At 71.9% G+C, this 19,758-nt stretch carries 17 protein-coding genes; 4 read left to right on the forward strand and 13 right to left on the reverse strand.

The features are described 5' to 3' along the window. Positions 1 to 12 precede the first annotated feature (12 nt). Entirely contained in the window at positions 13 to 675 is a 663-nt protein-coding gene (locus MXD62_RS37045; protein WP_248834027.1) for a response regulator transcription factor, read from the forward strand. Between the two features lie 115 nt (positions 676 to 790). On the opposite strand, the gene MXD62_RS37050 is transcribed toward MXD62_RS37045, so the two are convergent. The 4 genes from MXD62_RS37050 to MXD62_RS37065 form a co-directional block, all read right to left on the reverse strand. Continuing rightward, on the reverse strand, positions 791 to 1,540 hold the full coding sequence (locus tag MXD62_RS37050) for a hypothetical protein (RefSeq protein WP_248833982.1): 750 nt from the start codon (positions 1,538 to 1,540) through the stop codon (positions 791 to 793). Then, positions 1,537 to 2,475 carry an ATP-binding cassette domain-containing protein gene (locus MXD62_RS37055; protein ID WP_248833983.1) on the reverse strand — a complete coding sequence of 313 codons (939 nt, stop codon included), beginning with the start codon at positions 2,473 to 2,475 and terminating at the stop codon, positions 1,537 to 1,539. Before MXD62_RS37055 ends, MXD62_RS37050 begins: the two co-directional genes overlap by 4 nt. Before the next feature lie 396 nt (positions 2,476 to 2,871). Continuing rightward, positions 2,872 to 5,241: an efflux RND transporter permease subunit gene (locus MXD62_RS37060; protein WP_248833984.1), complete on the reverse strand. Its 2,370-nt coding sequence runs from the start codon at positions 5,239 to 5,241 to the stop codon at positions 2,872 to 2,874. A gap of 206 nt (positions 5,242 to 5,447) precedes the next feature. Further along, positions 5,448 to 6,371 carry a TIGR03620 family F420-dependent LLM class oxidoreductase gene (locus MXD62_RS37065; RefSeq protein ID WP_248833985.1) on the reverse strand — a complete coding sequence of 308 codons (924 nt, stop codon included), beginning with the start codon at positions 6,369 to 6,371 and terminating at the stop codon, positions 5,448 to 5,450. Positions 6,372 to 6,439: 68 nt separating this feature from the next. Here MXD62_RS37065 and MXD62_RS37070 point away from each other — a divergent pair, with 68 nt between their 5' ends. Further along, on the forward strand, positions 6,440 to 7,066 hold the full coding sequence (locus MXD62_RS37070; protein WP_251082909.1) for a TetR/AcrR family transcriptional regulator: 627 nt from the start codon (positions 6,440 to 6,442) through the stop codon (positions 7,064 to 7,066). 11 nt (positions 7,067 to 7,077) lie between these two features. On the opposite strand, the gene MXD62_RS37075 is transcribed toward MXD62_RS37070, so the two are convergent. Beyond that, positions 7,078 to 7,401 carry a YdeI/OmpD-associated family protein gene (locus tag MXD62_RS37075; protein ID WP_248833987.1) on the reverse strand — a complete coding sequence of 108 codons (324 nt, stop codon included), beginning with the start codon at positions 7,399 to 7,401 and terminating at the stop codon, positions 7,078 to 7,080. A gap of 200 nt (positions 7,402 to 7,601) precedes the next feature. On the opposite strand from MXD62_RS37075, the gene MXD62_RS37080 reads away from it, so the two are divergent. Both MXD62_RS37080 and MXD62_RS37085 read left to right on the forward strand, forming a co-directional pair. Then, complete coding sequence (locus tag MXD62_RS37080) at positions 7,602 to 8,021, forward strand: YciI family protein (protein WP_071062959.1); 420 nt, start codon at positions 7,602 to 7,604, stop codon at positions 8,019 to 8,021. Then, positions 8,021 to 9,325 (forward strand): RNA polymerase sigma factor, encoded by a 1,305-nt coding sequence (locus MXD62_RS37085; RefSeq protein ID WP_248834028.1) that lies wholly within the window; start codon positions 8,021 to 8,023, stop codon positions 9,323 to 9,325. Before MXD62_RS37080 ends, MXD62_RS37085 begins: the two co-directional genes overlap by 1 nt. A gap of 54 nt (positions 9,326 to 9,379) precedes the next feature. Here the strand turns inward: MXD62_RS37085 and MXD62_RS37090 are convergent, their stop codons facing one another. The 8 genes from MXD62_RS37090 to MXD62_RS37125 all read right to left on the reverse strand — a co-directional run bounded on the left by MXD62_RS37090 (position 9,380) and on the right by MXD62_RS37125 (position 19,663). Then, the gene (locus MXD62_RS37090) at positions 9,380 to 10,024 is read right to left on the reverse strand and encodes a nitroreductase family protein (protein WP_248833988.1); all 645 of its coding nucleotides are present in this window, start codon (positions 10,022 to 10,024) and stop codon (positions 9,380 to 9,382) included. An 89-nt stretch (positions 10,025 to 10,113) separates the two neighbouring features. Beyond that, a complete protein-coding gene (locus MXD62_RS37095; protein WP_248833989.1) occupies positions 10,114 to 10,962 on the reverse strand; it encodes an SAM-dependent methyltransferase in 849 nt (282 codons plus the stop codon). Positions 10,963 to 11,192: 230 nt separating this feature from the next. After that, positions 11,193 to 12,599, reverse strand: a complete 1,407-nt coding sequence (locus MXD62_RS37100; protein WP_248833990.1) for a hypothetical protein — start codon at positions 12,597 to 12,599, stop codon at positions 11,193 to 11,195. A gap of 127 nt (positions 12,600 to 12,726) precedes the next feature. After that, a complete protein-coding gene (locus tag MXD62_RS37105; RefSeq protein WP_248833991.1) occupies positions 12,727 to 13,788 on the reverse strand; it encodes an OmpA family protein in 1,062 nt (353 codons plus the stop codon). Continuing rightward, positions 13,769 to 16,267, reverse strand: a complete 2,499-nt coding sequence (locus tag MXD62_RS37110) for an Hsp70 family protein (RefSeq protein ID WP_248833992.1) — start codon at positions 16,265 to 16,267, stop codon at positions 13,769 to 13,771. Before MXD62_RS37110 ends, MXD62_RS37105 begins: the two co-directional genes overlap by 20 nt. A gap of 84 nt (positions 16,268 to 16,351) precedes the next feature. Continuing rightward, entirely contained in the window at positions 16,352 to 16,891 is a 540-nt protein-coding gene (locus MXD62_RS37115) for a hypothetical protein (protein ID WP_248833993.1), read from the reverse strand. Continuing rightward, complete coding sequence (locus MXD62_RS37120; protein ID WP_248833994.1) at positions 16,884 to 18,551, reverse strand: hypothetical protein; 1,668 nt, start codon at positions 18,549 to 18,551, stop codon at positions 16,884 to 16,886. Before MXD62_RS37120 ends, MXD62_RS37115 begins: the two co-directional genes overlap by 8 nt. Next, positions 18,548 to 19,663 (reverse strand): serine/threonine-protein kinase, encoded by a 1,116-nt coding sequence (locus MXD62_RS37125; RefSeq protein ID WP_248833995.1) that lies wholly within the window; start codon positions 19,661 to 19,663, stop codon positions 18,548 to 18,550. Before MXD62_RS37125 ends, MXD62_RS37120 begins: the two co-directional genes overlap by 4 nt. Between the last annotated feature and the right edge of the window lie 95 nt (positions 19,664 to 19,758).

Consider the following 19,758-nt stretch of genomic DNA (forward strand, 5'->3'; position numbering starts at 1 on the left):
AGCCGTCCCGACGTGACCCGTGTGGTGCTGGCCGACGACGAGGCGACCGTCCGGGCCGGTATCCGGGCGATCCTCGCGACCGACCCGAGCATCGAGGTCGTCGCGGAGGCGGCCGACGGGCGGCAGGCCGTGGACCTGGTCCAGCGGCACGCGCCGCACGTCGCCGTGCTGGACGTCCGGATGCCGCACCTCGACGGCCTCGCCGCGGCCAAACAGATCGGCCGCACCGCGCCAGGAACGGCTGTCGTCGTGCTCACGACCTTCGGCGACGATACCTACATCGCGCAGGCGCTGGCCGCCGGGGCGCAGGGATTCCTGCTGAAGTCCGGCGACCCCCGCGACCTGATCGCCGGCGTCCACGCGGTGGCCGACGGCGCCGCCTACCTGTCGCCGCGGGTCGCCCACCGGGTTATCGCCTCGATGCGGGACAACCGGACCGCCCGAGCGACCGCTGCCAGGCAACGGCTGGCGGTGCTGTCCAATCGGGAACGTGAGGTACTGACGTTGGTGGGGGCGGGGCTGTCCAACGCCGAGATCGCCCGCCGACTCTTTCTCGTCGAGGGCACGGTCAAGGCGTACGTCAGCTCAACGCTGGCCCGGCTCGGTCTGCGCAACCGGGTGCAGGCCGCGGTCCTCGCCTACGAGGCGGGCCTGGTCGACGGCCCCCCGGACTGACCGGCGCCGCACCGGTGCCCGCCGGTTCCCGAACCGTGCCTCACCGGTTCCCGAACCCGCGCCTCACCGCCCGAACCGGCGCGGCGCGGGTGGGGACCGGCGCAGGCTGGGGACATCAGGCGTCCCGGTTGCGCAACGACAGGTAGCCGACCAGGTGCGCGGCCGCCGCCCAGCCCAGGAGCCCGGCAGCGGCCGGGCCGGCACCGCCGTCACCGTCGAGCAGGTGTCCACCGAGGCCGGCGGGCAGCAGGTCGGTGAGCGGCGTGGAGATCAGCAGCAGCCCGACGAGCACGACCAGCGCGACACTGAGAGTCCCCACCGCGCTGCGCAGAACAGCCCCGATCCCGACGGTGAACAGCGAGACCGCGACGAGGTACACCGCCACCCGGACGACGTCGCCCGCCGGATCGGGACTGGTCCCGTGCTCGCCGAGCACCCTGGCGGCCACGACCGAACCGCCGATGCCGACCAGCAGCCCGAGCGGCGCGGTGACGGCGGTGACGGCGAGCGCCTTCGCGGCGAGAACGGTCCCCCTGCGGGGACACGCCTGCAACGTGCCGGTGATGAGCCGGGTAGCGAACTCCGAGGTGACGACCAGCATCGCCAGTGCCACGACAGCGAACTGGGCGAGCTGGACCGACGGCGCGAGCACGTCGACGACGGCAGTCGTGTCGACGGCGGGAGTCGTCGTCCTGACGGAGGCCTGGCCCCGCTCGGCGTCGCCGACGACGTCGTTCGCGAGGCTCGCCGCGCATCCCGCCGTCAGTACAACCGCCGCCACCGCGCACCACGCCGTCGACCAGACCGACACCATCTTGCCCAGCTCAGCGGCGAACGCCCTGCGCAGCTCGGCCCCTGGCTTCATCGCGGGCCGTCCGGCGCGGCTGGGACAGGCGCGGAGTACTCGACCGCGCGCCCCGTCAGGTCGACGTACGCCTCCTCGAGCGAGGGCTCGCGGATGCCGAGCTCGTGCAGCCGCAGCCCGAAGGCGTGCGCCAGGTCGCCGACACGGCCCAGGTCCCCGCCGTGCACCATCAGGGTGGCGCGGTCAGGCTGATCCGTGGCATACCCGTCGGCCGTCATGCGGGCTCGCAGCGCGGCCAGGCCGGCCGCATCCGGGCTGCGCAGCCGAACCGCCGAGCGGGAGCTCGCGGAGACCAGCGTCCGCAGCGGCGCGTCGGCGACCAGCCGGCCACGGCCGATGACGACCAGATGGTCCGCGGTCAACTGCATCTCGCTCATCAGGTGACTCGACACGAACACGGTGCGTCCCTCGTCGGCGAACGAACGCATCAGCTGACGCACCCATCTGACCCCGTCGGTGTCCAACCCGTTCACCGGCTCGTCGAACAGCAGCACCTCCGGGTCGCCGAGCAGCGCGGCGGCGATCCCCAGCCGTTGGCTCATTCCAAGCGAGAACGACCCGGCACGTCGGCCGGCGACCTCCGACAACCCGACGAGGCCGAGCACCTCATCCACCCGTCGACCTGGAATGCCGTTGTAGCGGGCCAACGCCAGCAGGTGGGCGCGGGCCGAACGAGCCGGATGCCGTGCCCCCGCGTCCAGCAGCGCACCGACTGATCGCAGGGGCTCCCGCAGGTCCGCGTAACGCCGGCCGTTGACCAGCGCCTCCCCGGACGTCGGCCGGTCCAGGCCCATGATCATGCGCATTGTTGTGGACTTGCCCGAGCCGTTCGGCCCCAGGAAGCCAGTCACCTTGCCCGCCACGATCGTGATCTCGAGCCGGTCGACCGCCGTCGACCTGCCGTAGCACTTTGTCGCCGCCCGTAGTTCGATCATGCTGATCCTTTCCTCGGCACGGCGACGAACCTAGGAACCTCCCGGTTTTCGCGACATGGCCGGAGGACAGGCTTGCGGCCTTACTTTCGACAGGAGTTCCGGACACTGCTGCCGGATGCCGAAGGGATCGCCCGTTTCAGCGCTCGTCACAGGCACCTTGCGGCTCATCCCACGCAGGAGTGCGATCAGGCTGGTCGCGGCCGCGAAGGACAGCGGAGCAGCACGGCGTCCAAGGGCATCTATGGTCGGGCCGACCGCGGCCTAAGGCTCCGCCACAGCGGGCGTGCCTGGTGCCGGCGGCGGTGTTACCGCCGCCGGCACCATTAACCGCGTCAAAATCGCGAAACCCCTGATCGCGACAAATGCGGCAGCCTCATTTGACGGTGCTGAACCGTCTCAGGAGCGGGCCAGCTCCCGCTCGTCTTCGGGCCGGTCGTCGTCGTCTTCTTCAGGCCGGTCGGCCTCGTCGCCAGACCGGTCGGTGTCGTCGCCAGACCGGTCGGTGTCGTCGCCAGACCGGTCGGTGTCGTCGCCAGACCGGTCGGTGTCGAAGGAGCCGGTGCCCACGCTGTGGGGGACGGCCTCGTCGGCTGGTTCGACCGAGACTCGCGGAGTGATGCGGTCCAGCCATTTCGGCAGGTACCAGTTGGCCTTGCCGACAATGTGCATCAGCGACGGTACGAGCATTGTCCTGAGGACGAACGCGTCGAGGAACACGGCGGCGGCGAGGCCGGTACCGAAGATCTTGATCGGCCGTCCCGGACTGACCACGAAGCCGAGGAAGACGGCGATCATGATGATGGCGGCGGCGGTGATGATGCCGCCGGTCTCGCCCTGCCCGATGGTCACCGACCGCTTGTTGTCGCGGGTGTGTACCCATTCCTCATGCATGCGGCTGACCAGGAACACCTGGTAGTCCATCGACAGGCCGAACAGAATGGCGAACAGCATGACCGGGATCCAGGCGTCGATCGGTCCGCCTGGTCCGGCGCCCATGCTGTCGGAGAGCCAGCCGTACTGGAAGATCGCCACGACCAGACCGAACGAACCGCCCGCTGCCAGCAGGTTCATCACCGCGGCGGTCAGCGGGATGACCAGGCTCCGGAACGCGATGAGCAGCAGGACGAACGACAGGCCGACCACGACCGCGATGAACAGCGGCATCTTGCGGGCGAGCACCGCGGCGAAGTCGACGTTGATCGCCGTGTCACCGTAGGTGTAGATGTGGTTGGCCGTGCCGTCGTACAGCGGCGGCAGGGTGGTCGAGCGCAGGTGCCGGACCAGCTCGTAGGTCTTCTCCGACTGCGGTGACGTGGTCGTCTTGAACGTCACGAAGGCGACGTTCTCAGCGAGCGGAACCGTGCCCAGGCTGCCCGGGTCGATGCCCGGGACAGCGGACAGCGTCTTTGTCACGCGCCGCAGGTAGGCCTGGTCCGAGGCGCCCGGGCCGCTCACGACGGCTTCCAGAGTGGAGTTGTAGCCGACGCCGAAATCGGAGGCGATCAGGTCGTAACCGTCGCGGGTCGTGGAGCTCTTCGGGTCGCTGCCCTGATCGCTGGCGCCCAGCTCCATCGAGAAGAACGGCAGCGCGATCGCGACCATGATCGCGCCCGAGACGATCGCGACGACGACGGGGCGCCCAGCGACGAACCGCGACCACCGGGCCCAGCCTCCCACCGGACGGTCATCGATGAACTCGCCGGCCCGCACCGCCGCCCGCTGCCGGCGGGGCAGCACCTTCAGGCCGAAGATGGCGAGCAACGCGGGCAGCAGGGTGAGCGAGGCGATCATGGTGAATCCGACGGCGAGCGCGGTCGCCACCGCCATGCCGTTGAAGAAACTCACCCCGAGCGCGATGAGACCGAGGATGGCGATGCACACGGTCGTACCGGCGAACAACACCGCCCGGCCGGAGGTGTTGAGCGCGTTCACGATCGACTCCGCGACGGGCATGCCGCGCCGCAGGTTGCGGCGATGCCGCGTGAGGATGAACAGCGCGTAGTCGACGCCGACGCCGATCACCATCAGCTCGGCCAGGTACGGGGTGATGTTGGAGACGTTGATGGCGTGGCTGAGGATGTAGATCACGCCGAGGCCGCTGACGAGCGCGGCCACCGCGCTGGCCAGCGGCAGCACCGTGGCGGCCACGGTACGGAAGACCAACGCCAGGATGATGAGGGCGGCCACGAATCCGATGAACACCGACGAGCCCGAGCCGTCGCTCTGCCCGATGCCGGCGAAGGCGTTACCGGTGAACTCGACCTGCAGCGAATCGCTGCGCAGCGTCTTCAGCTGATCAAAAACGTTCTTGAACAGCTCGGCGTCGTAGTGGTCGTTCTCCCAGGTGATGGTGACCAGGGCCGTGGTGGAGCCGCGCGCGGTGTTGAGCAGCTGCGGGTTTCCCGGAGCTGCGACATCGCTCTTCGCGCAGTCGATCGACTCCCACGGCGACGCGATCAGCGCCACGTGGTTGCCTGAAGCGCACACCTCGGCCAGGGCCGGCTTCAGCTTCGCTGGCGGCTGGGTGAGCGTTCCGCTCTCGCTCTTGATCACAACCGTGCCCGGGGCGCCGTTCTGATTGTTCAGGCCGGCATCCTCGAGGAGCTTCGCGACGGACGCGGTCTCGGTGTGCGGGAGGCTGAACGTGTCCTTGTACGAAGCCCCGCCCATCGCCCCGGCGATCCCCTGCACCGCGACGATGAAGACAACCCAGCCGACGACGACGAACCATCGGCGACGGACAGCGAGTTCGGCGATCCGTTTCATCAGTTCTCCTGCTCGGTGTCTGGCAACCGGCGAACATCCTGGCATCAGCGATCGAGTCCGAGTCGACCTCAGCTCTTCGCACATACTTCCAGACAGCCATGGCCCGCGATTTGAGTGGCGCCGGCGGGGGCCCTGTCCGTAGTCGGTCTGTTACTCGGTAGCCGGATCGAGCCCCCCCGCCCCCAGCAGTGCGTTTCAGCTGTGCCTCATGGGGCGGCGTCGCGCAGGGCTGGGGCGAGCTCACGCCATTCACGGTCTGGCAGCACGGTCGGATCGACGGTGAGGACCTGGACACAGACGTGGTTGGCGCCGGCGTGGAGGTGCTGGCGCACCCGGTCCCGGATTGTCCCGGCGTCGCCGTAGGCGACGATCGCGTCGACCAGCCGGCGGCTCGGGCCGCCGACGAGGTCGTCATCACCGAAGCCCAACCGCCGCATGTTCGCCTCCTGGTGGGGTGCCGCGGAGACGTAGCCGGCGACGTGCGCCGCGGCGACCTGGCGGGCCCGGTCGACATCGGTGTCCAGGACGACGGCCTGCTCGACCCCGAGGAACGCCTCGGGACCCATGATCTCGCGGGCCCGCCGGGTGTGTTCGACGGGCACGAAGTACGGGTGCGCCCCCCATGTCCGTTCGGCCGCCAGCGACAGCATCTTCGGGCCGAGCGCGGCCAGTACCCGGCGCACGGCCGGCCGCGGCGACGGGCTGTGTGCGGGGACGGCGTCCATGGCCGCCAGGTAGGCACCCATGGTCGACACGGCTCGGCCCAGGCTCGGCACGGGGTATCCGTCCAGCAGGTGGGTGGTGTCGTCAACCCGGTGTCCCCCGAGGCCGAGAAGGTAGCGCCCCGGGAACGTCTCGCCGAGCGCGCGGGCCGCTCCCGCCAGGGCGATCGGGTCACGGAACGCGATGTTCGCGATGCCGGACGCGACGGTGACCCCCCGGGTGGCCGACAGCAGCAGCCACGCCTGGCTCACCGTGTCCCGGCCGAATCCCTCGCCGTACCAGATCGCGCCGTAGCCCAGCTCCTCGATCTCCGCGGCGGCCTCCCGCACTCGGCTGGAGGGCTGGCCGTCGAAGGCGAACGTCCAGACGCCGACGTGGCCGAGTGGGTGTCCCAGGTCCTCTGTCACCGTGCTCCTTCGAGCCTCTCACCATCCGGACAGGCTGTCCGGATCGGTCCGGCTACGATACGGACACGATGTCCGGTTGTCCATATGGGCACGTCAGAGGAGAAGAGACGGCAGTGGTTGGACGAGCGCCCGCAGAGCGCCCCCCACGCACCGACGCCCGGCGCAACCGGGAGCGCCTGCTCGTGGTCGCCCGCGAGGCGTTCGACGAGGCCGGACCCGACGCGTCTCTTGTCGAGATCGCCCGCCGGGCCGGGGTCGGGCAGGGAACCCTCTACCGGCACTTCCCGACCCGGGCCGCGCTGCTCAGCGCCGTTCTCGCCGACCGGATCGAGACACTTCGCCGACAGGCGGCGGAGCTGTCAGCCGCCCTCTCCGCCGACGAGGCGCTGGCGGCCTGGCTGCACCTGTTCCTCGTCCACGCACGTGTCAACCAGGGCCTGGCCGGCGCGTTCATGACCGAGGGACCCGAGACGGCCGCCATCGACTGCCATCAGACAATCACCGCCGCCGCGGCCGACCTTCTGGGCCGCGCCCAGCGGACGGGGACCGCCCGCCCCGACCTGAGCCCGGATGATCTGATCCAGATCGTCGTCGGCATCGCGCTGGCGACCGCCCGCGACGGCGACGCCGGCCAGGCCGACCGGCTACTCACACTCGTCCTGGACGCCGTCCACCAGACGGGGCCCGTCACATAGGCCGGGACGCCTCAGTTGATCAGGTTCGCGAGGATGCGGACCAGCTTGCCGGCCAGGCCCTCTGCCACGGCTCCCACGACCTCACCGGCACTCTCGGCGGCGTCGAAGCGCTGCACCGCGTGCCGCAGTATCCCCTGGGCAGCGTGATGCGCGGTTGTCAGGGCGCGGTCCCGGCGCAGGCCGGCCCTGCGGGCCTGCGCCACCCAGGTCGCGTACAGCTCGCGGGTCGGGTCGTCGACGGCGTTCCAGCCCTCCCAGGCCCCGTCCGTCGCGTCGAGGGCGTCGGTCAGCTCGACCACGAGCCCCGAGCGGTCCCCGCCCTCGCTGTCGGTCATGGCGACATTGTCACCGATCAGCCGCATCGAGCGGTGGCCGCGGCTGCACACCGAGCCCGGCGGCGGGACGGCGGCAGGACGACGGCGCCGGTCCACAGGAGGCCACGAAAAATGCCGGCCGGCCGTGTCGATCCGCGGCGGGGCCGTTCGACCTGGTGGTGAGAGGGTCGAACGGCGACCTCGGGAAAGGGAGATCGACGATGGCGAAGTACATGCTGATCATGCGTGGCACGGACGAGTCCCTCGCGAAGATGATGGACACGCCCTTCGAGGAGATGCTCGAGGTCGTGGGCCGCTTCAACGAGGAGTTGATCCGGGCTGGTGTGCTCGTCGCCGCCGAGGGGCTGGACGACCCGTCCCAGGGCGTGGTGGTCGACTACAGCAGTGAGACGCCGGTGGTCACCGACGGTCCGTACGGCGAGACCAAGGAGCTGTTCGGCGGCTTCTACATCATCGAGGTCGCCTCGAAGGAGGAGGCTGTCGAGTGGGCGAAGCGGATGCCCGCGATCAACGGTTCGAAGTGCGAGATCCGCCGCGTGCCGGGCATCGACGAGTTCCCGCAGGACAACGAGTGGGTCGTCAGGGAGCGGGCGTGGCGCGAGCGGACCGGCCAGCTCTGATGCCCGCGGGCACCGGCGGCCCGCCGAGCGCCGAGCCGGCGCGGCGGGCCGTCGAGGCCGTCTGGCGGATCGAGTCCGCCCGGATCGTCGGCGCACTCGCCCGCTACACCGGCGACTTCGCGCTCGCCGAGGACGTCGCCCAGGAGGCGGTGGCCGAGGCGCTCGTCTCCTGGGCACGGGACGGCGAGCCGGCGAACCCGGTGGGCTGGCTCCTGACGACCGCGCGGCGGCGCGCCGTCGACAGTTTCCGTCGCCGGGCGGCGCTCGACGCGCGGTACGCCATGGTCGCCGGGCAGCTCGCCGAGGGTGAGGCCGTCTCGGGCGGCCTGGCCCCGGCGGGCCGGTCGGACGATCTGCCGTGGGACCCCGACCGGATCGACGACGACATCCTGGCGCTGATGTTCGTGGCGTGTCATCCGGTGCTGTCGGCCGAGGCCCGGGTGGCGCTGACCCTGCGAGCGGTCGGCGGGCTGTCCAGCGAGGAGATCGCCCGGGCGTTCCTGGTGCCCGTGCCGACGGTCCAGGCGCGGATCACGCGGGCGAAGAAGACCCTCGCCGCGGCCCGGGTGGCGTTCGAGCTGCCGCCGGCGGCGGAACGACGTGGGCGGCTCTCCGACGTCCTGAGTGTGCTTTACGTGATCTTCACCGAGGGTTCGACGGCGACGTCCGGTGACGACCTGCTGCGGCCCGATCTGGCCTACGAGGCGATCCGGCTGGGACGGACGCTGGCCGCGCTGTTGCCCGACGAGCCGGGGGTGCACGGGCTGCTCGCCCTGTGCGAGCTGACGGCCGCGCGCTTCGCGGCGCGCACCGGGCCCGACGGCGAGGCGGTGCTCCTGGAGGACCAGGACCGGCGGCGGTGGGACAGGTCGGCGATCCGCCGCGGCATGGCCGCGATCGGCCGGGCCGCGTCGCTCGGGCACGGCCTCGGGCCGTACGGCCTGCAGGCGGCGATCGCCGCCTGCCACGCGTCGGCGCCCTCGGTGGCGGAGACCGACTGGGAGCGGATCGTGCTCCTCTACGAGGCGCTCGGCCGGGTGGCTCCCTCCCCCGTCGTCGAGCTCAACCGCGCCGTCGCCGTGGCGATGGCGGCCGGGCCGCGGGAGGCGCTGTCCATCGTGGACGATCTCGTCGCCGCCGGCCGGTTGTCGGGCTCGCACCTGCTCCCGGGCGTGCGTGGCGAGCTGCTCTCCCGGCTCGGCCGGACGTCCGAGGCCCGGGCCGAGCTGGAACTCGCCGCGCGGCTGTGCCGCAACGTCCGCGAGCGTTCGGTGCTCCTGCGCAAGGCAGCCGCGCTGGCGTGACGCCCTCGCCGGGTTCGGCGCCGGATCGCCGGGATCACCACCAGGTCGCCGGGATCACCAGCGGTCGCGGTGCAGGACGGTCTCCAACGGCTCCCGCGCGGCCGGGCGGAACGTCGTGCCGATGGTGTGGGCGACCGGGATCAGCGCCCCCTGGCTGTACCCGGGCGGGATGCCGAGCAGCTCGGCGACCTCTCGCGAGTAGCCGAGGTGCAGCGACGTCCACGCGGTACCGAGGCCGCGCAGGCGGGCGGCGAGCATGAAGCTCCAGACCGCGGGCAGCAGGGAGGCCCAGAACCCGGGCTGGGCGTGCGGCGGGATCTTGGTGACGTCACCCTCGAGGCAGGGGATCAGCAGGACGGGAACCCGGTGCATGTTCTCGGCGAGGTAGCGGGCCGAGTCGCGCACGCGGACCTGCGTGGCCGCGCGCTCGCCCTCGTACCCCTCGGCGGACGCCCCGCCGGCGGCCAGGTAGGCGGACGCTCCCTGCCGGTAGTACCCGGCGACGCCGGCGCGCAGCTCGGGGTCGGTCACCACGATCCAGTGCCAGCCCTGCCGGTTCGAGCCGCTCGGCGCCTGCAGCGCGATCCGCAGGCACTCCTCGATCAGTTCGGGTGCGACCGGGCGGTCCAGGTCCAGCCGCTTGCGGACGCTGCGGGTCGTGGTCAGCAGTTCCTCTGGGGTCAGCTCAGGTACGGCCACCGGGTCATCCTCCCACCGCCGGCCGCCGGCGGGGGCCGCCACGGGCTCCTCACCCGGCTTCCCGGCATCACCGAACGGGGGCGTGGACGTCACGCCTTGTAGGCGAGGCCGCCGTAGATGCTGACCGCGGCGTCGGTCAGGTCGGCGGGCACCGCGCCGTCCGGCCGCCAGCGGTGGACGACCTGCAGGCCCGGCTCGAGCAGCTCCAGCCCGTCGAAGAACCGCTCGACCTGCGCGCGGTCACGCAGGTGCATGGGGACACCGCGGCTCAGGTAGGTCTCCTGCACCGCCAGCATCGCCGGGTCGAAGTCGGCCGTCAGATGGGTGAGCGCGACGTAGCTGCCGGACGGCAGGGCGTCGACGAGACGCCGGATGATGCCGTACGGGTCGTCGGAGTCGGGGATGAAGTGGAAGACCGCGATGAGGGACAGCGCGACCGGCCGGGTGAGGTCGAGGGTGTCCTTCAGTTCCTGGGCGCCGAGGATGTGGTCGATGTCGCGCACGTCGGAGTGCAGGTAGGACGTGCGGCCCTCGGGAGTGCTGGTGAGCAGGGCACGGGCGTGGGCGAGGACGATCGGGTCGTTGTCGGTGTAGACGACCCTGGTCTCCGGCGCGATCTCCTGGGCGACCTCGTGCAGGTTCGGCGAGGTCGGGATGCCCGTACCGATGTCCAGGAACTGGCGGATGCCCAGCTCACCGGTGAGATGACGGGTCGCCCGGGTCATGAACGTCCGGTTCTGCCGGACGACGATCCGGGAGTTCGGGAAGACGGCGATGGTCTGTTCCGCCGCCTCCCGATCGGCCGGGAAATTGTCCTTTCCGCCGAGGAAATAGTCGTACATCCTCGCCGCGTGCGGGACGTCCGTTCTGAGCTCGACGGGGTCCAGCCGGTCCATCAGGGTCTTCCACTGATGGCCACCTGTCGGATCGTCGGTCATGCCCACCCCTCAGCGTCACTGGTGCCGCCCCCGCCGACAAGCCGATGACCTGCGACGGACGCGGGCGCCGGGCGGAGCACGGAAGTTCTGTTACCGAATTATGGTGGTTCGTCCGCGGAGCGTCGCAGCGGGCACGCGTGGCGTCCGCCACCGGATCGGCCCGGACACGCTGGCGACCCGGGGCCGCGGACCTCGTGACAGCCGGTGAGATCGGGTGCCGGCTCCGCCGGTCAGGGGCTGATCAGTGGCCGGAAGGCTGCCTGCACCTGGGAGTCGGAGGGGGTGACGGACCTCGTCGGACTGTAGCCGTAGATCAGGGACGGACAGCTGGTCCCGCTGATCTCCACTCTGGTGTCGGCCAGGAGCTGTCCGGTCCGTAGCTCGTAAACGCGGACGGGTATCGCCACCCGGTGAAACGTCACGTTCCCGCTGGTGTAGCGGCAGGTCTCGACCGCTGCTCCGAGTTCGGACGCGCCGACGCAGAGAACCCGCGTGGCAGTGGCGACGTCATCGGTCTTCCACTCGGCGGGGAGCTTGCTGGTGTATTGCGTGTCGCCGACTGTCAGTGCTCGATTCGGCCCGGCGGGAGCGGCGGAGAACGGTACCGGAGCGGCGCAGTACCTCGGTTGGGCGGAACCCGACGGCCGCAGCAGATCCCGCAGGTTCGCCAGCTCGACCGCCCGCTCGTGGGCGATCCTCGCCTCCTCGATCTTCTGGGCGGCCTGCCGCACCCCCGCCCGGGCCGCGGGCGTGAGCTCGTGGTCGGGGTACTCGTCGAGCAGCTGCTGGTAGCTCGCCCGCGCGTGCTCCCAGTCCGCGGCCGCCAGCAGACGGCTGCCGCAGTCGGCCAGCGCCGCGGGCGCTATCCGCGGGACGGCCCGGCGGGCGCGGTCCAGCTCGCCGCCATCGGACGGCCGCTCGGCGAGCCAGGTGGCGATCCGCACGGTGATGCAGGGATCCTCGGTCGGCAGGCCGTCGAGGAACCGGTCCAGGGCCACCTCGACCAGGCCCTCGTTGCCGGGCAGCTCCGTGAGCACGGTGGTCAGCTGCTGGAAGCCCTGGTCCAGCGCTTTCGTGTCGCCGGCCAGTCCGGCGTCGAGCGGGCCGGCGGCCGTCCGCAGCAGCCCGCACGCCTCGACCATGCCCTCGCCGTCGGCGCCCGGGGAGACGTCGACCATGCGATGGGCGGGCGACACCCGTCCCACCGCTGATTCCACCCGCGGGCAGTCGCCGGCACGGCGGGCCTGCGCGACGTCCCCCTCGATCCGCGCGACGTCGAACCGGAGGAGACCGAAGGCCAGCAGCACCGGGAGCACGCAGGCGACGGCGATGACCCACTGCCGCCTCGACCGGAACGGTCGGATCCGGCCCCGGTGCGGCCGTCCCCCGGCCAGGTACCAGCCGTGCACGATGACGGCCACCCACCACGCGAGCACGACGAGCCCGAACCACAGCGTCTGCGCGACCGAGGCAAAGATGATCAGTAGCTCGACGGTGATCAGGAGGACGACGACGGCGAGCTGTCCCCGGCCCAGCATCAGGTAGCCGCCGCCGAACAGTGAGGCGTTGGCGACGGCGACGGCCAGCGGGTCGTGGGACCGGGCCGCCGGCTTCGGCGTCGGCTCGCCCTGCGTCATGGGTTGTCCTTCCTTGCCGCCTGCTTCGTCGCAGCCTGCTTCGTCGGCTCTCGCCCGCCGGACGGGCTTTCGAGCGATGGCCGGGTGGGCCTCTCGGTTGCCGGGCGGGCTCCTGGTCGCCGTCGCGTCAGGCGGGCGGCGCCACGCGGAGGGTCACCGTTCGGTTTCGGAGATCGCCGGCGGCGTCTCCGGGGGGATCGCCGGCGGGCTCGCCGGCGTAGGGGGCGAGGGCGTCGCCGGCCGCGGAGATCGTGAGGGCCGCGGCCGGGACGCCGGCCGCGCGCAGGATCTCCGCGGCGGACGCGGCGCGGGCGAGGCTCAGCGCGGTGTTGTCGGGGAAGGGTCCGCCCGGGCGGACCGGGAGATTGTCGCTGTGGCCTACGACCTCGACGGCGACCCCGGGCGCGGCCGCGAGCCGGGCACCCAGCGCGGTGAGCGCCGCGCGGCCTTCGGGGGTGGGGGTGTCGTGCGTGGCGAACAACGCGTTGCGGAAGACCACGACCGCCTGCCCGCCGGCCCTGGTGATCGTGACGTCCGGGCCGGCGAGGCGCGCGGCCAGGTCCGCCGTCAGATCCCCCGGCCTGGCCGGAGCCGGAGCCGGAGCGGGGGCCGCGGGCGCCGGCACGGAGGCCGCGGGGGCTGATGCGGTGGTGGTCGACGCCGCCGGCTCGGCGCGGTCGTGGCCGAGCCACCAGCCGCCGCCGAAGGCGAGCGCGACGAGAAGGGCGGCGGCCGCGCCGCCCCGGGCGATGCCGCCGCCGCGGGTGCGCAGCCGTTCCAGGCGGCGCAGACCCGCCGCCGCCCCCGCCAGGTTGCCGTCCAGGGCCAGTGCGGCCCGCCAGTGCCGCTCGGCGTCGCCGAACCGGCCCTGCTGCGCCCGGATCCGGGCGAGCAGGTCGTGCTCCGCGGCAGTGTGGTCGCGCCCGGCGGCCAGCTCCGCGAGCAGGCGCGCGGCGTCCTCGTACCGGCCGGAGCGGGCCAGCACGGCGGCCTGCCCGCGGACGACCTCGCCGACGAGCACGGCCCGGGCGGTGTCACCGGGCCCCGCCGCGGCCGGCGGCGGGCCGGGCTCGGTCACCGGCTCGGCCAGCTCAGTCAGCTCGGCCAGATCCGGCGGCCCGGTGCGGCCCAGGGGGCCGATTCCGGCCCGGCGGTGGCGGGTGCCGACATCACAGGGATCGCCGGACACTGCTCCCCTCCTGCCGCTCTGGCGTGCCCTCGGACGGAAGCAGGTCGAACAGCTGCCGGTTCACCGTGCGCAGCCGCTCGATGTCGTTGCTGTCGACGGCGCGCCGGCCCTCCGCGATCAGGCGGGCGGCCAGAGCCTGGTCGCGCAGCTCGGAACGCTGTTCGACCAGCTGGGAGAAGTGGGCCATCACGACGGCGCCGGTCTTGCGGTCGACCACCATCGCCAGGTGACCGGTCAGCTCGTCGACGAGGGTCCGCAGGTGGGCGGCGTCCCTGCCCTCCAGGGCCCGGCGGACGTCGGCGGCGAGGACCTCGTACCGGCGCCGGTCCTGGGCGTCGCCGTACTCGTCGATGATGCCCGGCGCGTCGCGCAGCACCCGGTTCGCCCACTCGACCAGCGAGGGCCACTCCAGTGCCTCCTCGACGGCGTCGAGCCTGGCCCGCAGGTCGAGCATCCGCTTGCCGGCGGTGCCCGCCGCGTCCGCGTCCCCGTGTTCGGTGGAGGACACGTCGTTCTCGAGCTGACCGAGCGCCCGCTCGTCCTCCAGCTCGCCGAGCAGGGCGAGCGCGGCCGGGTCGGACGTCCGCTCCGCGTCGGCGCGCAGGGCGTCGTACCGCTCCTGCTCGGCTGTCAGGTCCCGGCGCAGCTTGACCGGGTCGGCGGCGGTCTCGGTGGTCAGGTCGTGGAACGCCTCGAACTCCTCGTCGAGGATCGGTACGTAGGCCTTGGTGGTGACCAGCCGGGAGGCGTCGATCTGGATCTCCACCTCGATCTCGCTGTTCTTCGGGATGTCCCGGGCCACCTGGTCGGCGAGGATCTCCAACGCGCCGACCTGCCGGTTGCGGTCGGCCCGGGGGTGCTCCCCCTCCAGGATCGGGATCCGCAGCAGGCCGCCGGACTGGCCGCGGGTGAGCCGCACGGTGCTGCGCAGGATCTCGCGGGCCCTGGCGGGAATCCGGGTGCCCTTCTCCAGCAGCCAGGCGACCTCGTTGCCGGCCAGCGCCACCCCGATCGAGTGGGTGAGGGTGGCGGCGGGGGCGACCACGCCGAGGGTGTAGGTCAGCTCCGCGGGCTGGATCCGCTCGCGGGTGCCCGTCGGGTCCTCCAGGACGATCTCGTAGGTGTTGCGCAGCCCGGGCTCGGCCCGCAGCGTGGTGATGAACGAGCCGGCCGCCGGCAGGATGATCTGCCCGCTGCGCCACGGCGGGCGGGCCTGCGCGTTCGTGAACTCGACGGTGAACCCCTCCAGGTTCCGGTCGGCCGGGCCCTGCACCACCCCGCCGACCACAGGCTCCGGGTCGGCGCCGATCGGCTTGTACTCGAGGTCCACGGTGTAGGAGACGTCGGCGCGCACCGGTTCCGCCGGCAGCCGCTGAGTCCCGGCGAAGATCGCCGCGCCGCGGGCCACGACGGTCATCGGGTCCTGGCTGACATCCAGCTCGATGCCGAGGCCCTCGCGCAGCCGCCGCCGCAGATGGGGCATGAGGGTGGGCCCGCCGACGAGCAGTACCCGGTCGATCTTCTCCGGCGCGAGCTGGCTCTCCCGGAGCGCGGCCTGGCAGATGTTGATCGCGCGGGCGACGAAGGGCTCGGTCAGCTTGTCGACGTCCGCGGCGAACAGCTCGTGGACGAACTCCACCGGGTTGCCCCGGGAGTCGGTGCACAGCGGGGGGTCGCTGATGTCGATGAGCGCCGAGTCAGCGGAGGACAGCTCGATCTTGGCGTTCTCGGCGGCGGCCTTCAGCTTCGCGATCGCCTGCGCCCAGGTGGGCTCGCCCCGTCCGAAGCCGGGCAGGGAGTACTGCCGGAGCAGCGCGGGCATCAGCAGTTCCTCGACGATCGCCCAGTCGATGAGCTTCCCGCCGAGGAAGTTGTCACCGCGGTGGTTGACGATGTCGAACTCGCCGTCCCGGATGTGCACGACCGAGGCGTCGAAGGTTCCGCCGCCCAGATCGAAAACCAGCCGGTAGATGTTGTCCTCGTCGCGCTGGAAGCTGTAGGCGAGGGCGGCCGCGGTCGGTTCCTGGAGCAGCGGAGACAGTCCGAGGCCGGCGGCCTCGGCGGCCTGCCGGGTGGCGTCGGTCTGGTTCAGCTCGAAAGCGGCCGGGACGGTGATGACCGCGGCGCGGATATCCTCACCGAGCTGCCTGTTGACGTTCGCCTTGAGCGCCCGCAGCACGTGCGCGGACAGTTCCTCCGGGCTCATCGAAAGGCCACTGTTGGCGAATGTCGTCGCCTGGTCACGTAGCCCCATCTTGAGCTTGAACTCGGCGGCGGCGTTCGCCGGATCGGATTCGACCCGTTCCCGGGCGCGTTCACCGACGTGGATCCGGCCGTTGCGGTCGGCGTAGACCGCGGACGGGGTCGTGTCGTGCTGGAACGCGTTCTTGACGATGCGGGCCTCGGTGCCGTCCAGGACCGCGATCGCGCTGTTGGTGGTGCCAAGGTCGATACCGAAGTCCATCGTCGATCGCGCCATCGTTCCTCCTGCTGCCCGGTGGGGCGGGTCGCGCGGTGCCGGTGTCAGGGGCCCACGAGCGGGCCGGGCCGGATGCGGGTCGGGTCAGCCGTCCTCGTCCCGGGTCATGGGGACGCCGACGACGACCTCGCCGGTCTGGACGCGCAGTCCGTGCAGGTAGACGCTCGGCCGCAGGGTCTCCAGGACGGTCTCGTCGGTCAGGCCCTCGGTCTGCTGGAACTCCAGGACCTGCAGATCGAGACCGGAGTCGTACCGGGTTTGGTCGTGCTCCTGGATCTCGACGCCGGCCGCGGCGAGGGTGCTCCAGAGCGATTCGAACTGGCGCCGCGCCCGGCGGAGATCCGCCGCCCCGCCGCCGTCGCGCGCGCCGTCGCGCGCGCCGGGGCTCGGCGCCGGGCCGGAAAGGCGGCGGCGCAGTCGCCACAGCCCGGTCGCGAGCTCGGCCACCGCCGGCTGGGCCAGCGTCCCCGCCGGAGCCGGGTTCACCGGCTGATCGCCGGGCGCCGGAACGGGCTCGGATCTCGCGACGGCTCGCAGCAGCGCAGCGGCCCATTCCTCGGGCGTCGCGGGCCGGGCGATGCGGAACTCACGGGGATGGCGCCACTGGCGCGGGATCTCAGGCACCGCCGACTCCCAGCGGCCTTTCCCCGTTCCGCCATCCCTTTTCGCGTAGTTCCACGATCGGTGGGAACAGGTCGATGTGTTCCCGTTGTCTTCGCCCGGCGGAACCGACGACGACATTCAGATCCACGATGAGCGCGAAGAACGCTACCAGCACGGCCAGGAATATGTATCCGCCGCCGGCGCTGGTGAACAGCATGGTGGGCAGGCTGATCGCGACCACGAAGTACAGCGCGCACCGCAGCGCGGCCAGCCAGCCCCGGCCCCTCTCACCACGCTGACAGGACCGGCAACGCGGCACGGTGACCTCCACTTTGTTCCAACGCAGCTCGCGCACAGCCCGGACCACGTCGCCGTGCATCCATCTCGTGATCGCCGCACCGGGGTCGGCCGGCTTCTCATGACAGATCCAGCAGGTCAGGCGTACGGAGGCCTTGTCGAGAATTTCCCGGTTCTCGGCCAGCCGGCCGCGGACGGCCTCGGACGCCGCCACCCGCTCGGCCCGGGCGATCACCTCGATCATCCGCAGGTGGTCGCGGGCCGCGGAGGCGTCCGAGGTGTCCCGGGCCTGGTCGAAGAGGAGCAGGCAGCGCAGCGCGTCGAGGGCGACCTTGTCGTGCGTGCGCACCAGCGTCGAATCGTCGGGCGCCAGCATCCGGTCAAGCCGCGCCAGCAGCCCCGCGGAGTGGTCGAGGATGTGCGCGGCCTGGTCCAGGCCCGCCGTCCGGGTGTCGGTGGCGAGCCGGACGGCCTCCTCGCACAGCTCACCGACCTGGTCGGCCCAGGGTTCGCCGGCAGCACGCAGGGCGGTGCCGAGTGCCTCGCGGGCGCCGTCCCCGAGCTGGGCGGCCCGCATCGCCGTCAACTGCCGTTCGGCCCGGTCGTCGTCTCCGTCCCCGATGGCGGCGACAACGATCTCGGCACCGATGGACAGCAGCGCGCCCGGCAGCGCCGCGCGGATCCTCGGCGCGAGGCCCACGTCGAGCCGGGCGTCGGCGGTACGCCTGATGCGCGCCACCAGGCTGTCCCAGACCCGGTCGTCGTGCAGGACGTGGCCCCAGCGCCGGTAGACCGACGCCCAGTCGGGCTGTTCACCCTCGGCGCCCATCTCGACCTCGAGGGCCCGCAGGTGCTCGAGCACCGCGATGTTGTGAACCGCGCTCGCGGCGTCCCCGGCCGCGACCGGCTCGCTGGGCGCGACCGGCTCGCTGGGCGCAGCCGGCTCCCCGGACGTATCCGCGTCCCCGGACGTATCCGCGTCGCCGGGCGCGGCGCCCGTGCCGGAGACGGCCGCCGCGGTCCAGTGCCGGAGCGCGCCGTCCGGGTCGCCCGCGGCCAGGGCTGCGATCCCCTCGTCCCGCGCGGCGCCGGACTCGGCCGGCCAGAACCAGAAGAACTCGTCGACCAGCCGCTGACGCGGGTCACCCAGCCGGTCGAGAGCGGCCCGGGCATCCCCGGCGGACGGAGCCGGCCGCAGCGGCAGGATGTCCGAGGTCGGTATCTGCCCACCGGTCTTCTCGATCACGGCGAGCATGTCGGCCTTCCGACGGATGTCCCGTCCGGTGGACGAGAGCGGCAGGCCTGTCACCCGGAAGGCGTTCTGCCGGTAGATCCGCGCGGACACCCGCGGCAGGGCGTCGGCGTCGCTGTCCTGGGCCGTCACATCGTCACCCCCTTGCGCCACAGCCGGATCCGTGACGCGTACTGGTCACGCAGCCCGGGCCACTTGTTGCAGGCCTCCTCCATCAGGTCGGCGGCCCGGTCGTACTGGCCGCCGGTGGCGACGGTGACCGCCTGGCGGGCCATCCGCACGGCCGCGGCCTCGTCCGCGGGGGACGACCGGCCGAGCGCGTTCTTGCCCGCGGCGATCTCCCCGGCCGGCCCGGGTTCCCGCTCGGGCGGGCTCGGCGGCACGGACCTACCTGGCTCCCACGCCTCCAGGTCGGCGAGCATCTCGACGGCCGACGGATAGCGTTTCGCCGGGGCGTAGGACAGCGCCCGGGCGACGATTCCGTCCAGTGCTGCGTCCACGGAGTACCGGATCTCGCTGGGCGGTACGAGCGTGCCCGTGTTCCAGGCGGCGGTGATCGGGTCGCCGCCTGAGCGCTGCGGGTAGGGCAGCCGGTCGGTCAGCAGCAGGTAGAGCACCGCGCCCAGCGCCCAGACATCCCCCGGAACCGACGCGAGATGCGGGTGGAGCAGGGTCTCCGGCGCCATGAAGGCGATGGTTCCCTGGGAGCTCGCCAGCAGGGTCAGGGCACTGACCTTCCTGGCGAGACCGAAATCGCTGATCCGCACCTGCAGACCGGCCCCGCTGTAGCCGACCAGAATGTTCTGCGGAGTGATGTCGCGGTGGACGATCGGCGGGGACTCCCGATGCGCGACCGCCAGGCCGCGCGTTATCTGCCGCAGGATGTCCACCACGGTCGGGATGGGGACGAACGTGGTGCCGTACGACGACCAGAAACTGTGCAGGGTTCCACCGGCCACGTATTCCATGGTGAAGTACGCGTACACCCCACCGGCCGTCTCGACGGTGTTCGCCTCGAAGACACGGATGACGTTGGGGTGCCCCATGCCGGATAGCAGCATAGCCTCGCCGAGTGCGTCGTGCACCTGTTCCGCGGACATTCCCACCTGACGGAAGACCTTCATCGCCTGCCGGCCAAGATAGCGGTGCTCGACCCGGTAGACCTCGGCAAAAGCCCCCTCGCCCAGCAGCCGGTCGACCTTGTAGGTATCCCGGACTACCTGCCCCTCGCGTAACAGGACCATAGGTGAGACCTCCGGCAGCCCAGCTCCAGGTTTTTGTTCTCGCGAGCCGGCTCCGGCCGCCGGATCAGAACCTAGGCGAACGACTTCCAGCCGGG

Origin of the sequence: Frankia sp. Mgl5, assembly GCF_023242985.1 — a bacterium.
GTDB lineage: Bacteria > Actinomycetota > Actinomycetes > Frankiales > Frankiaceae > Parafrankia > Parafrankia soli.

Excerpts from the sequence above, each read along its gene's own strand:
- MXD62_RS37070 (WP_251082909.1), top strand. The coding sequence starts at position 6,440 with ATGTCCGGTTGTCCATATGGGCACGTCAGAGGAGAAGAGACGGCAGTG.
- MXD62_RS37055 (WP_248833983.1), bottom strand. The coding sequence starts at position 2,475 with ATGATCGAACTACGGGCGGCGACAAAGTGCTACGGCAGGTCGACGGCG.
- MXD62_RS37050 (WP_248833982.1), bottom strand. The coding sequence starts at position 1,540 with ATGAAGCCAGGGGCCGAGCTGCGCAGGGCGTTCGCCGCTGAGCTGGGC.
- MXD62_RS37125 (WP_248833995.1), bottom strand. The coding sequence starts at position 19,663 with ATGGTCCTGTTACGCGAGGGGCAGGTAGTCCGGGATACCTACAAGGTC.
- MXD62_RS37110 (WP_248833992.1), bottom strand. The coding sequence starts at position 16,267 with ATGGCGCGATCGACGATGGACTTCGGTATCGACCTTGGCACCACCAAC.
- MXD62_RS37085 (WP_248834028.1), top strand. The coding sequence starts at position 8,021 with ATGCCCGCGGGCACCGGCGGCCCGCCGAGCGCCGAGCCGGCGCGGCGG.
- MXD62_RS37100 (WP_248833990.1), bottom strand. The coding sequence starts at position 12,599 with ATGACGCAGGGCGAGCCGACGCCGAAGCCGGCGGCCCGGTCCCACGAC.
- MXD62_RS37060 (WP_248833984.1), bottom strand. The coding sequence starts at position 5,241 with ATGAAACGGATCGCCGAACTCGCTGTCCGTCGCCGATGGTTCGTCGTC.
- MXD62_RS37095 (WP_248833989.1), bottom strand. The coding sequence starts at position 10,962 with ATGACCGACGATCCGACAGGTGGCCATCAGTGGAAGACCCTGATGGAC.
- MXD62_RS37080 (WP_071062959.1), top strand. The coding sequence starts at position 7,602 with ATGGCGAAGTACATGCTGATCATGCGTGGCACGGACGAGTCCCTCGCG.
- MXD62_RS37075 (WP_248833987.1), bottom strand. The coding sequence starts at position 7,401 with ATGACCGACAGCGAGGGCGGGGACCGCTCGGGGCTCGTGGTCGAGCTG.